Below are 12,390 nucleotides of genomic sequence, written 5' to 3'. Positions count from 1 at the left end.
ATTTGTACTATTGTACTGGTACAGTGCAACGCACTAAAATGCGGTCACAACATTATTCGCTGGAGAAATCGCTAAATGGCAACACTAACCACCACCCAGACATCACCTTCGCTGCTTGGCGGCGTGGTGATTATCGGCGGCACCATTATCGGCGCAGGGATGTTTTCTTTACCGGTGGTTATGGCAGGTAGCTGGTTTTTCTGGTCAATGGCGGCGCTGGTCTTTACCTGGTTCTGCATGCTGCATTCCGGTCTGATGATCCTGGAAGCAAACCTCAACTACCGAATTGGCTCGAGCTTCGACACCATCACCAAAGATCTGCTGGGCAAAGGCTGGAACGTGGTCAACGGTATCTCTATTGCCTTCGTACTCTATATCCTGACCTACGCCTATATTTCGGCGAGCGGTTCGATTCTGCACCATACCTTCAGCGAGATGTCGCTGAACGTGCCCGCCCGTGCGGCAGGTTTTGGTTTTGCGCTGTTGGTGGCGTTTGTGGTGTGGCTGAGCACCAAAGCGGTGAGTCGCATGACGGCTATCGTGCTGGGTGCGAAGGTCATTACTTTCTTCCTGACCTTCGGCAGTCTGCTTGGGCACGTTACGCCGACTACGCTGTTTAACGTCGCGGAAAGTAACGCCTCTTATACGCCGTATCTGTTGATGACGCTGCCGTTCTGTCTGGCGTCGTTTGGCTATCACGGTAACGTCCCGAGCCTGATGAAATACTACGGTAAAGACCCTCGCACCATTGTGAAGTGCCTGGTCTACGGGACGCTGCTGGCGCTGATGCTGTACACCGTCTGGTTGCTGGGGACGATGGGGAACATTCCGCGCCCAGAGTTTATCGGCATTGCGCGAGAGGGCGGCAATATTGATGTGCTGGTGCAGGCGCTGAGCGGCGTGCTGAACAGTCGTAGTCTGGATCTGCTGCTGGTGGTGTTTTCTAACTTTGCGGTGGCGAGTTCATTCCTCGGCGTCACGCTGGGACTGTTTGACTATCTGGCCGATCTGTTTGGTTTTGACGATTCGGCGCCAGGACGCTTCAAAACGGCGCTGCTCACCTTTGTTCCGCCGATCGTCGGGGGACTGCTGTGGCCGAACGGATTCCTGTATGCCATTGGCTATGCAGGACTGGCGGCGACCATCTGGGCTGCGATTGTGCCGGCATTGTTGGCACGTAAATCACGTCAGCGCTTCGGTAGCCCGAAATTCCGCGTCTGGGGCGGTAAGCCGATGATTGTCCTGATTCTGGTTTTCGGGGTGGGTAACGCGCTGGTACACATCCTGTCGAGCTTTAATTTGCTGCCGGTGTATCAGTAAAACATGTTGCCGGATGGCGGCTGCGCCTTATCCGGCCTACGTGGATTTCCAGGCCCGGTAAGCGTAGCGCCACCGGGCAAAAAACTATCCCAACAACTCTTTTTTCAGATCCATCGCCAGTTCAAACGAATGCAGACGCGCCTGATGGTCAAAAATCTGCCCGTTAACCATAATCTCGTCCGCCTGGGTTTCACGCAGAATAGACTCTAGCCCGTGGCCTACTTTCGCTTTATCCCCCACCAGCGACATACTCAGCGCCTGCTGCACACCGTACTGTTCTGATGGCGACCAGAACTGATCCATATTTTGAATCGGTGCCGGGAGCTGGCCCGTTTCACCACGCCGCAACTTCACGAAGGCTTGCTGCATCGAGGTGAACAAATACTCCGCATCACGGTTACTGTCGGCGGCAATGATATTGATGCACACCATCGCATACGGTTTTTCCAGCCGCGCTGACGGCTTGAACTGAGTGCGGTACATATGCAGCGCCTGGAACAGCATATCCGGCGCGAAGTGGGAGGCAAAAGCGAACGGCAGACCAAGCTGTGCGGCTAACTGCGCGCTATAGAGGCTGGAGCCTAACAGCCAGACCGGGATCTTCTCGCCGTAGCCAGGAACCGGGCGTACCTGCGGATTGGGATCGCGTGCATCAAACCAGTCCACCAGTTCAGCGACGTCGCGAGGGAAGTTATCGATATCACCGCCCATATGACGGCGCAGCGCCCGCATCGTCGGCTGATCGCTACCCGGCGCGCGTCCTAAGCCGAGATCAATGCGTCCCGGATAGAGCGTGTTCAGCGTACCGAACTGCTCAGCGATCACCAGCGGTGAGTGGTTGGGGAGCATGACGCCGCCGGAACCGAGATGCAAAGTCTGGGTGTTCGCGGCCAGATAGCCAATCAGCACTGAGGTTGCCGCGCTGGCGATACCGGTCATGTTGTGGTGTTCCGCCAGCCAGTAGCGATGATAGCCTCTTTTTTCTGCGAGGCGTGCGAGATCCAGCGAGTGTGAGAATGCCTCTTTTGCTGAGGATCCGTCGGAGATCGGTGCCAGATCCAGCACCGAGAAAGGAATGGTTTTGTCAGTCATAATGGCTCACTTTGTCATCGGCATATTTTTTAATAGTGCATTAAAAAATGATAACCGTAGTTAACAAAGTGAGCTTTATAAAACGCGTGGCGGACAGAAAATACCTGATGATCAGGCCTGGAGTAGGCCGGATAAGGCAGTTATGCCGCCATCCGGCAGAGAGGCATTAGGCCTGCAATTCCAGACCGGCCAGACGTTTCCAGTAGCCGTTGCAGTCGCTGTGTGCAGCGAGTGGTAGCGGAGCGCGCCCCGTTTCGTTAGCGCGGAAGGCGTCGAGCATTGCGAATGTCTCCGTGCCCAGCGGAGACAGGCGCACGATGTCCACCAGCCCCTGCATTGACGTCAGTTCGTTGCCGAGGTTGTAGATATAGCCGCTCATGGTCTGAATGCCATTGAGGACGAACACCTGTTGATTTTCCTGGGAGAGTACGTCGCGGCCGTTAGGGTACTTGATGCAGCAGGTTTCGCACTCATCTTTCGGACGATCTTCCGAGCGGGCGGTAAAGCAGCGGGCGGAGTAAGCCAGCGGCAGATGCCCATAGCTCAGGACTTCCACTTCAAACTGCTGGCGAATCCCCAGTTCATCACACTGATTGAGCAGGTTTATCAGCCAGTCGCGGGAAAGCTCCACCGGCATGCACCAGCGCACCATCCCTTGTTTGAGCAGCAGGCGCAGCGTGACGGCGTTGTAGCAGTTCAGCGCGTGTCCGGCGACAAACGGTAGCTTGCGGTCGGCGCACATATTCACCACGCCAAGATCGCTGGCTTCCAGCAGAAAGTCGCCATTTTCGACATAGCGCTTCAGTTCGTTCAACTCAGAAGAGGCTTGCACCAGCGCCAGCGTCGAAAGCACCACCTGCTTACCGCTACCGGCGAGCGATTTCGCCATATCCAGCCAGTCGCCGACTTTGGTGGCGCGGCGTTTGCTGCACACCGCTTCGCCGAGATAGATAACATCAGCGCTGCTGGTGGCTGCCTGCTGATAAAAGCCTTCCAGCGTTTCTTTCGGCCAGTAGTAAAGCACCGGCCCTAAGGAATATTTCATTGCTTTTCTCACTGCCATTTACGGTGATAGGCGCCAAGCGTCGTCTGAGTGCCTTCGGACATCGCGCCGAGCGTCTCCATCCAGTCTGCCTGCGGCGCATAGTTCTGCGGGTCGGCTATGCAGCGGTCGATCGCCTGACGCCACACTTTCGCAACCTGGCTGACATAGGCCGGGCTGCGCTGACGACCTTCGATTTTCACCGAGGCAATATTTGCCGCCAGCAGTTCCGGCAGTAGCTCCAGCGTGTTCAGGCTAGTCGGTTCTTCCAGCGCGTGGTAACGCTCGCCGTCGACCAGATAGCGACCTTTACACAGCGTCGGATAACCGGCGTTCTCCCCGTCCTGATAGCGGTCGATCAGCACTTCATTCAGCCGTGATTCCAGCCCCTGGGGCGTCTGCTGCCAGCGCACAAAGCGGGCAGGGGAACAGGCCCCTACTGTATTGGGGGATTCACCGGTCAAATAGGATGAGAGGTAACAGCGGCCTTCGGCCATAATGCACAGACTGCCGAAAGCAAAAACCTCCAGTGGCACCGGCGTCACGCGGGCAAGCTGTTTCACCTGATGGATAGAGAGCACGCGCGGCAGGACGACGCGATCAACATCAAAATTGCGATGATAAAAGTTGATCGCTTCTTCATTGGTAGCCGAGGCCTGAACAGAGACATGGCGCTCAATATGCGGGTAACGAACTGCGGCATACTCGAGCATAGCGAGATCCGCGAGGATCAGCGCATCCGCCCCCAGTTGCGCAGCCATATCCACCGCACGCTGCCAGCGGGCATAGCCGTCCGGATGCGCAAACGTGTTAATGGCGATGTGTAATTTGCGGCGGTGTTGGTGGACAAAGCTCACCGCTTCCTGCAATTTCTTCTCGGTAAAGTTAAGGCCGGCGAAGTGGCGGGCGTTGGTATCATCTTTAAGCCCGATATAAACGGCATCAGCGCCGTTTTCGATGGCCGCCTTAAGCGCCGGGAGATTTCCGGCAGGGCAGAGCAGCTCCATAATTTATCCTGAAGATTGCGCCGCCTGGGACGCATAATTGTTAACGAACAAGGATTTTAGTTAACCTTGCTGCGACAATTTTTGATTTAAGGCAGTTAAAGTCGTATTGATATCAGCAATAAAGAGTTAGGGATTTCGCACGCAATTGTTGATTTACGCCGCTATGTCGTTTATCTGATATGGCAGAATAGCAGGATAATTGAAACAGGGAGTAAAGCTCGTGTTAGATAAGCTGCGTTCACGCTTAGTACATTTCGGTCCGTCTCTGATGAGTGTGCCAGTTAAACTGACGCCCTTTGCACTGCAGCGCCAGGTTCTGGAACAGGTCCTAAGCTGGCAGTTTCGCCAGGCCCTGGCTGACGGGGAGCTGGAGTTCCTTGAAGGCCGTTGGTTAAGCATTACGGTTCGCGATATCGGCCTGAAATGGTATACCTCGGTCGAGAATGACAAACTGATCGTCAGCGAGGATGCGCAAGCCGACGTGAGTTTTAGCGCTGATGCCAGCGATCTGTTGATGATCGCCGCGCGTAAGCAGGATCCGGATACGCTCTTCTTCCAGCGCCGGCTGGTGATTGAAGGGGATACGGAGTTAGGGTTGTATGTTAAGAACCTGATGGATGCCATTGAGCTGGAGCAGATGCCCAAAGCGTTGCGCGTTATGCTGCTGCAACTGGCGGATTTTGTTGAGGCGGGCATGAAATACTCGCCAGAAACCAAACAGACATCGGTAGGTGAACCATGCTGATTCGAGTAGAAATTCCCATTGACGCACCCGGCATTGATGCCCTGCTGCGTCGTTCATTCGAAAGCGATGCGGAAGCGGAACTGGTACACTCCCTGCGTGAAGATGGTTTTCTGACGCTCGGTCTGGTCGCCACAGACGATGAAGGCCAGGTGGTGGGTTACGTGGCATTCAGCCCCGTCGATGTACAGGGCGAAGATCTGCAGTGGGTCGGCATGGCACCGCTGGCAGTCGATGAAAACTACCGTGGGCAGGGGCTGGCACGCCAACTGGTCTATGAAGGGCTGGATTCACTCAACGAATTTGGCTACGCCGCCGTGGTCACCCTGGGTGAACCGGCACTGTATAGCCGCTTTGGTTTCGAACTGGCCGCCCATTACGATCTGCATTGCCGCTGGCCGGGCACCGAAAGCGCGTTTCAGGTACATCGTTTAGCGGAAGACGCGCTAAGCGGCGTCACGGGACTGGTCGAGTATCACGATCACTTTAATCGTTTTTAAGCGTCGGGGTTTGCAGGTCGTTCAGTAACGCTGCAAACCCTTCGCCTTCTGCGACAAGCCGTTCTTTCTGTTGCTTGGTGAGTTTTTTGACCCGGTATTCTGCGCGTAGCGCCAGTGAACGATCGCCAACCGGTGCGGAAAACGCCAGCGTCAACTCCCCTTTTCCCCGTAGCGCCTTCGCGCCTTTGCCACGTTGATGTTGCTGGTAGCGGCGCGCTACGTCGGTCGTGATCCCGGTATACAGGGCATTGTCGGCGGTGCGGATCAGATAAAGATACCAGGGTGTCATCATAGCCTTCGGCGTGTTATGTTTCTGGCATCCAGTATAAAAGAGAACCGAGATGGAAACACTCACTGCGATTGGTCGTTGGCTGACAAAACAACATGTTGTGACCTGGTGCGTACATCACGAAGGTGAACTGTGGTGTGCCAATGCGTTTTATCTCTTCGATGCCAAAAAGGTGGTTTTTTATCTGCTGACGGAAGAGAAAACGCGTCATGCGCAGATGTCAGGCCCGCGAGCCCCCGTTGCCGGGACCGTCAATGGTCAACCGAAAACGGTCGCCTTGATTCGCGGCGTACAGTTTAAAGGCGAGATCCGTCAACTGGCAGGAGAAGAAAGCGACGCGGCACGACAGGCCTATCTTCGCCGCTTCCCGGTCGCCAGAATGCTGTCCGCGCCGGTATGGGAAATCCGCCTGGATGAACTCAAATTCACCGACAACACTCTGGGCTTTGGCAAAAAGTTGGTGTGGGTGCGCGACTCAATCGGTGTTGTATAGTTAGAAGAGTTCAGGACGAGGAGAAGGCGATGAGTCAGGTACTGATTACCGGGGCGACCGGGTTGGTTGGCGGGCATTTACTGCGGATGCTGCTTAATGAACCGAAGATCCATTCGATAGCCGCACCGACGCGACGCCCGCTGGCGGACATGCCTGGCGTCTATAATCCCCACGATCCGCAACTGAGCGATGCGCTGGCGCAGGTTTCCGATCCTGTCGATATCGTTTTTTGCTGTCTGGGCACGACCCGGCGCGAAGCCGGCAGCAAAGAGGCATTTATTCATGCCGACTATACGCTGGTGGTCGACACCGCCTTGACCGGTCGCCGTCTGGGTGCGCAGCATATGCTGGTGGTGAGTTCGATGGGGGCCAACGCCCGTTCGCCGTTTTTCTACAACCGCGTAAAAGGGGAGATGGAAGAGGCGCTGATTGCGCAGGCGTGGCCGAAGCTGACGATTGCACGCCCGTCGATGCTGCTCGGCGACCGCACCAGACAGCGATTCAGCGAAACCCTTTTTGCGCCGTTATTCCGACTGCTGCCCGGCAACTGGAAGTCGATTGACGCGCGGGACGTGGCGCGCGCAATGCTGGCAGACGCGCTGGCGCCTGAACACGAAGGGGTGACGATCCTGACCTCATCCCAGTTGCGGGAGAGGGCTGCCTGACGCGTGAGGTGCAGGCCGGACAATTCACCCGGTCAATTTAACATTTCCAAACATTTCCCAAAGGCGTATATTCCCGGCTAATTACTCTCACACGCCCTGGGGAATGCTATGGCTGGTCAGTCTTCATCTCAGGCGGCAACACCGTTTCAATGGTGGAAGCCCGCTCTTTTCTTTCTCGTCGTCATCGTCGGTCTCTGGTATGTGAAATGGCAGCCTTATTACGGGAAAGCCTTCACAGCCGCAGAAACTCACAGTATCGGTAAATCCATTCTGGCGCAGGCTGATGCGAACCCGTGGCAGGCGGCCTGGGACTATGCGATGGTCTATTTCATTGCGGTCTGGAAGGCAGCGGTATTGGGGGTGATCCTTGGTTCGCTGATTCAGGTTCTGATCCCGCGTGACTGGCTGTTACGTACGCTCGGGCAAACGCGTTTTCGCGGCACGCTGTTCGGGACGCTTTTCTCTCTGCCCGGCATGATGTGCACCTGCTGTGCTGCACCGGTGGCGGCGGGGATGCGTCGCCAGCAGGTTTCGATGGGCGGGGCGCTGGCATTCTGGATGGGGAATCCGCTGTTAAACCCGGCGACGCTGGTGTTTATGGGCTTCGTCCTCGGCTGGCATTTTGCGGCTATCCGCCTGGTTGCCGGACTGGCAATGGTGCTGGTGGTGGCAACGCTGGTGCAGAAATGGGTGAAAGAGCCTGCGCAGGCTGAGTTGCCGGTGGAAATCACGCGACTGGATGCACAGGACGGGTTCTTTGTCCGCTGGGGCCGCGCGCTGTGGACGCTGTTCTGGAGCACTATTCCTGTCTACATCCTGGCGGTGCTGGTACTGGGTGCTGCGCGCGTCTGGCTGTTTCCACATGCGGATGGGGCTATCGATAACAGCCTGCTGTGGGTGATTGCGCTGGCGGTGGCCGGCTGTCTGTTTGTGATCCCGACCGCGGCAGAAATTCCGATTGTACAGACGATGATGCTGGCAGGGATGGGGACTGCGCCAGCGCTTGCACTGCTGATGACATTACCCGCCGTCAGCCTGCCGTCGCTGATTATGTTGCGTAAAGCGTTCCCGGCAAAAGCGCTGTGGTTAACGGCGGTGCTGGTGGTGGTCTCTGGCGTGATAGTGGGAAGTATTGCGTTGATATAAAAAGGAATGCCGGTGGCGCTTCGCTTGCCCGGCCTACAATAATACACTCTGTAGGCCGGATAAGGCGGTCACGCCGCCATCCGGTACATATGGGGCCTGATGTCGACGCCAAAGCGCCTAATCAGACCTGGGGGATTACTTAAGGAATGCCGGGGGCGCTTCGCTTGCCCGGCCTACAATAATACACTCTGTAGGCCGGATAAGGCGGTCACGCCGCCATCCGGCACATATGGCCTGATGTCGACGCTAAAGCGCCTAATCAGGCCTGGGGGATTACTTAAGGAATGCCTGGGGCGCTTCGCTTGCCCGGCCTACGATAATACACTCTGTAGGCCGGATAAGGCGGTCACGCCGCCATCCGGCACATATGGCCTGATGTCGACGCTAAAGCGCCTAATCAGGCCTTGGGGGATTACTTGATGAAGGTAAACGCCGTGGTGACGCGCTTCACGCCGCTGACCCGGCTGGCGATATCCGCAGCCGCTTTCGCTTCACGGTCGGTCACCAGGCCTAACAGGAACACTTCGCCGTTTTCGGTCGTCACTTTCACGTTGGATGATTTAACCTGGTCGCTGGTCAGCAACTGAGAGCGTACTTTGGTGGTGATCCAGGTGTCACTTGACGCGGTGCCCATGCCAATCGGCTGGCCCTGACGGATCTCGTTATAGACCTCGGTGGTGCCGTCGACGCCCATCGCAATCTGTTTAGCCCGTGCGGAGAGTTCACTATTCGGCGACTGACCGACCAGTAACACTTTACCCTGATAAGCCGTCACGTTAATGCGCGTTTCTTTCTTGATTTGTGCATCTTTCGACAGTGCACTGTTAACGCGCACTTCCAGGGTTCCATCGTCCACCTGAGTGCCTACGCTACGTGGGTCTGTTGCTGCTTTGGTGCCAACGGCGGCGGTACCGACCACTGCGGCGGCTACACAACCTTGCAATAGCAGAGCAGAAATAAGGACTGCGATTGGCGATAAAGCCTTCATGTGTACTCCTTAATCATCCTGGTGGGGGAAAAGCGTGTTATCGATCAGATCGCACAGGCAGTTTACCGTCAGCATATGCATTTCCTGAATGCGTGCGCTGTGGTGCGAAGGGATGCGGATCTCAACATCCTGTGGCCCTAATAGTCCAGCCAGTTCACCCCCGTCATACCCGGTCAGTGCCACAATCGTCATGTCTCGCGTGACGGCAGCTTCCACAGCCTTAACGATATCGCGGCTGTTGCCGCGCGTCGAGATGGCCAGTAAGACGTCGCCAGCATGACCCAACGCCCGAACCTGTTTTGCATACACTTCGTCATGCAGACGGTCGTTAGCAATCGCTGTTAAGACCACATTATCCGTATTTAGTGCAATCGCGGGTAAACTGGGGCGTTCTGTCTCAAAGCGGTTGATCATGCTGGCCGCAAAATGCTGTGCGTTGGCAGCGGATGTCCCATTACCACAACAGAGAATTTTGTTGCCATTGAGCAGTGAATGAACCAGCGTCACGGCGGCGCGAGAGATAGCATCCGGGAGGGCTTCTGCCGCTGCAATTTGAGTTTGAATGCTTTCGGTAAAGCAGACTTTAATTCTGTCTAACACGCTAATCCTTAAGAGCTGACCTATTAGGCTATTTTTATTTGCCCAATGGGTCTGTTCTGAATCTTCAATTATGAGCAGTCAGTAAAGGCATTCCTGAACCACTCAACATCATTTCCGGTGAAGGCTAACACATCGAACCGGCAATCCACAGTATCAAAACTCCCATTGTGGCGCGCGAGCCACAAGCGGGCAGCCTGTAATAATTTACGTTGCTTGCTGCGCGTCACACTGGCAGCGGCGCCACCGAACGTGGTAGAGCGTCGGTAGCGGACCTCAATAAAGACGGTCGTCTTGCCATCACGCATGATCAGATCGATCTCGCCGCCGCGTTCATGCACGTTGGCGGCGATAAAATGCAGTCCCTTGCGCTCCAGCCAGCGACGCGCGGTGGTTTCCCACGCGTCACCGGCCTGTTTGCTCGTTAACTGGCGGGGACAATCTGCCCTTGTTGGTACTGGAGCCATGATAACTTCCTGTTAATCACACAGTCCTGACTGGCGGTCAGCGCGCCGGTATTCCCATTAATTTCGAAGCCCTGCACCTGACGCATCTGGGAGAAATGGTTCGCCAGCGACCAGGCATCCACGCCCATTGCGTACATGCGCGCCAGCGAGTAGTCATTATGCACTGCGCCGAGCGCCTGCTGCATCAGCGACGGGTTCGCGCCCGCCAGCATCGGGATCTCGCTGTACTGCAGGCCATCCATTTCCAGACGGAAGTCAGGACCGGCATTCCCCTGCGCGCTACGCGAACTGGCGTACAGCGTTGCACCACTCTGGCTACCGTTGCGCATGGCGATCATCGGCTTGATGAAGGCTATCTCATTAGGTGTTGCCAGAATATACACGGCGTCCACGCGACCACCGTTACCGCTAATCTGGGCATCCGTTGGCGCAGCCGGAATGGTTAAATTGCCAATAGTGACGCCGGGTTGAGACGGTGCGCTGGCAGCGACCGGGCTACCGGTTAACGCTATCCCTGAACCGCCGTTGACGCCCATACGCAGTTCCGCCGTCGAGCCAAATTTCTGTTGCAGCACCGTAGCGCCACCCAGTTTTTGCCACTCCTGGGCAAAGGCGTTAGCAACACGATCGCCAAGCGCGCTACGCGGGATCAGCAGCAGCGGCGACTGTTTGCCCTGTTCACGGATATGGCGCGCCGCATCACGCGCTTCATCTTCCGGTGAGAGGGCGAAGTAACAGATGTTTGCGCGGCTTTGCACCGATTCCGGCTGGTTAAGTGCCAGCACGTTCAACGGAGTGTTGCTTTTTAGCAGTTCGTCGACGTTGTTTTTCAGCAGCGGGCCGACCACGATACTCGCGCCGTCCTGCTGAACCTGCGTCAGGATCTGATCGAGCGGTTGGGCGCTGGTGTCATAAACTTTCAGTTCCGCGGAAGGATTTGCCGCCGCGCTTGCGGTGGTTGGCTGTGCAGGCGTTGTCTGCGGTGCGCTGACCGGCACGGGCTGTTCGGCCTGCTCGTCATGGGTCAAATCGCTCACTGAAGCCTGGGAAGGACTGGCGACGCCATCGGTCGCCTGCGGCTGCGGGTCCGCCGGCGTTGGGGCTGTGACCGGGGCCGGTTGCGCGGCGGGCTGTGCGTCGACAGGCTGCGTACCAAGATTTTTGGCGGCTTCAAAGCCCTGTTGAATGGTGCGACCAAATACGGCTGCCTGACCGTTCAGCGGTAGTAGCAGGGCGATTTTACTGGTCGAGGCGGGTTTAAAGCTCTGCACATTGACCAGTTGGGTTGGCAGCAGTTTTGCTCCCGGATTTTGCGGATAGCGTTTTTGCCAGTCGGCAATGCCCGCTTTCATCATGTCCGGATCGCTGCGGTTATCAAACCAGACACGTTGTAGGTCCAGCCAGCCCTGCAACACGTTTTCATCGGCATTGATAACCAATGCCTGGGCCTGCTCCTGCGTCATTGCAGACAATGCTTGCCAGGTGGCGTCCATATTTTTCTGCTTATCCTTCTCGCCAAGCAGGGGTTCCTGCGCAATCAGGGAGCGCAGCAGCGAGAGTGATGGGCGGCCCTGGCTGGCGTCAATCTGCGCCTGCCAGTAGCGCGCCTGCTGATTTTGCTCAAAATCAGACGGGGTAAGTTTTTCCAGTAGCGCCTGCGCCCCGGCAAAATCTTTCTGCGCCAGTTTGATTTCAACGGCTAACAGCGACTGTTCCCGGCGCTGGGTATCATTCAGATCCTGCGGCAGTTGGTTAAACAGTTCGATAGCCTGCTGGCTTTTGCCTTCTTTCAGCAGTGCACGAATGGCGAGTAATTGCCAGTTGGTCTTGCTATCATTTGCGCTTTGCTGCATCTGTTGCAGATAAAAGCCGGAATCAGCTTGCGCTGTGCCCTGCATATGGGCAGTGCTCTGATCGGGCGCCTGGGTGCCACAGCCGGCGAAAATCAGGGCTGCCAGAACGATGGGCAGACAGCGCGCGGCTTTTAAACGAGAGAATGTTAAGGGTACCATACTGTATCCAGTGATATTTTTTATACGCAA

General features: G+C 56.3%; 14 protein-coding genes. 6 read left to right on the top strand and 8 right to left on the bottom strand.

Going from position 1 to position 12,390, the window contains the following annotated elements; all coding sequences use genetic code 11:
* The first annotated feature begins 75 nt into the window (after nt 1-75).
* Nucleotides 76-1,320, top strand: coding sequence for a tryptophan permease (locus GBC03_27980; protein ID QFS73779.1), 1,245 nt, complete (start codon nt 76-78; stop codon nt 1,318-1,320).
* A gap of 84 nt (nt 1,321-1,404) precedes the next feature.
* On the opposite strand, the gene GBC03_27975 is transcribed toward GBC03_27980, so the two are convergent.
* From GBC03_27975 to GBC03_27965, 3 genes are all read right to left on the bottom strand, one after another.
* Nucleotides 1,405-2,412 carry a luciferase-like monooxygenase gene (locus tag GBC03_27975; protein QFS73778.1) on the bottom strand — a complete coding sequence of 336 codons (1,008 nt, stop codon included), beginning with the start codon at nt 2,410-2,412 and terminating at the stop codon, nt 1,405-1,407.
* Nucleotides 2,413-2,578: 166 nt separating this feature from the next.
* Entirely contained in the window at nt 2,579-3,475 is an 897-nt protein-coding gene (locus tag GBC03_27970; GenBank protein ID QFS73777.1) for a U32 family peptidase, read from the bottom strand.
* Complete coding sequence (locus GBC03_27965; GenBank protein ID QFS73776.1) at nt 3,466-4,461, bottom strand: U32 family peptidase; 996 nt, start codon at nt 4,459-4,461, stop codon at nt 3,466-3,468. The genes GBC03_27970 and GBC03_27965 overlap by 10 nt, the downstream gene beginning before the upstream one ends.
* A 220-nt stretch (nt 4,462-4,681) precedes the next feature.
* Between GBC03_27965 and GBC03_27960 the strand changes: the two genes are divergently transcribed.
* Both GBC03_27960 and GBC03_27955 read left to right on the top strand, forming a co-directional pair.
* Nucleotides 4,682-5,206, top strand: a complete 525-nt coding sequence (locus GBC03_27960; GenBank protein ID QFS73775.1) for an SCP2 domain-containing protein — start codon at nt 4,682-4,684, stop codon at nt 5,204-5,206.
* Entirely contained in the window at nt 5,200-5,703 is a 504-nt protein-coding gene (locus GBC03_27955; protein QFS73774.1) for a GNAT family N-acetyltransferase, read from the top strand. Before GBC03_27960 ends, GBC03_27955 begins: the two co-directional genes overlap by 7 nt.
* Here the strand turns inward: GBC03_27955 and GBC03_27950 are convergent.
* Nucleotides 5,690-5,992: a GIY-YIG nuclease family protein gene (locus GBC03_27950; protein ID QFS74150.1), complete on the bottom strand. Its 303-nt coding sequence runs from the start codon at nt 5,990-5,992 to the stop codon at nt 5,690-5,692. The two genes, GBC03_27955 and GBC03_27950, sit on opposite strands and share 14 nt — an antisense overlap.
* Before the next feature lie 52 nt (nt 5,993-6,044).
* Between GBC03_27950 and GBC03_27945 the strand changes: the two genes are divergently transcribed.
* The 3 genes from GBC03_27945 to GBC03_27935 all read left to right on the top strand — a co-directional run bounded on the left by GBC03_27945 (nt 6,045) and on the right by GBC03_27935 (nt 8,296).
* Nucleotides 6,045-6,485: a hypothetical protein gene (locus GBC03_27945; protein QFS73773.1), complete on the top strand. Its 441-nt coding sequence runs from the start codon at nt 6,045-6,047 to the stop codon at nt 6,483-6,485.
* Between the two features lie 29 nt (nt 6,486-6,514).
* Complete coding sequence (locus tag GBC03_27940) at nt 6,515-7,150, top strand: NAD(P)H-binding protein (protein ID QFS73772.1); 636 nt, start codon at nt 6,515-6,517, stop codon at nt 7,148-7,150.
* A 108-nt stretch (nt 7,151-7,258) separates the two neighbouring features.
* Nucleotides 7,259-8,296 carry a permease gene (locus GBC03_27935; protein QFS73771.1) on the top strand — a complete coding sequence of 346 codons (1,038 nt, stop codon included), beginning with the start codon at nt 7,259-7,261 and terminating at the stop codon, nt 8,294-8,296.
* Nucleotides 8,297-8,708: 412 nt separating this feature from the next.
* Here the strand turns inward: GBC03_27935 and yraP are convergent, their stop codons facing one another.
* The 4 genes from yraP to GBC03_27915 form a co-directional block, all read right to left on the bottom strand.
* Nucleotides 8,709-9,284, bottom strand: coding sequence for a divisome-associated lipoprotein YraP (gene yraP / locus GBC03_27930; protein QFS73770.1), 576 nt, complete (start codon nt 9,282-9,284; stop codon nt 8,709-8,711).
* Nucleotides 9,285-9,293: 9 nt separating this feature from the next.
* Entirely contained in the window at nt 9,294-9,884 is a 591-nt protein-coding gene (diaA, locus tag GBC03_27925; GenBank protein QFS73769.1) for a DnaA initiator-associating protein DiaA, read from the bottom strand.
* Nucleotides 9,885-9,952: 68 nt separating this feature from the next.
* Nucleotides 9,953-10,348, bottom strand: coding sequence for a YraN family protein (locus tag GBC03_27920; protein ID QFS73768.1), 396 nt, complete (start codon nt 10,346-10,348; stop codon nt 9,953-9,955).
* Entirely contained in the window at nt 10,306-12,360 is a 2,055-nt protein-coding gene (locus GBC03_27915) for a penicillin-binding protein activator (protein QFS73767.1), read from the bottom strand. Before GBC03_27915 ends, GBC03_27920 begins: the two co-directional genes overlap by 43 nt.
* Between the last annotated feature and the right edge of the window lie 30 nt (nt 12,361-12,390).

Source organism: Citrobacter telavivensis (assembly GCA_009363175.1).
Classification (GTDB): Bacteria; Pseudomonadota; Gammaproteobacteria; order Enterobacterales; family Enterobacteriaceae; genus Citrobacter_A; species Citrobacter_A telavivensis.
Note: the sequence above shows the minus strand (reverse complement) of the source record. Positions and strands in the feature narration are given on the sequence as shown.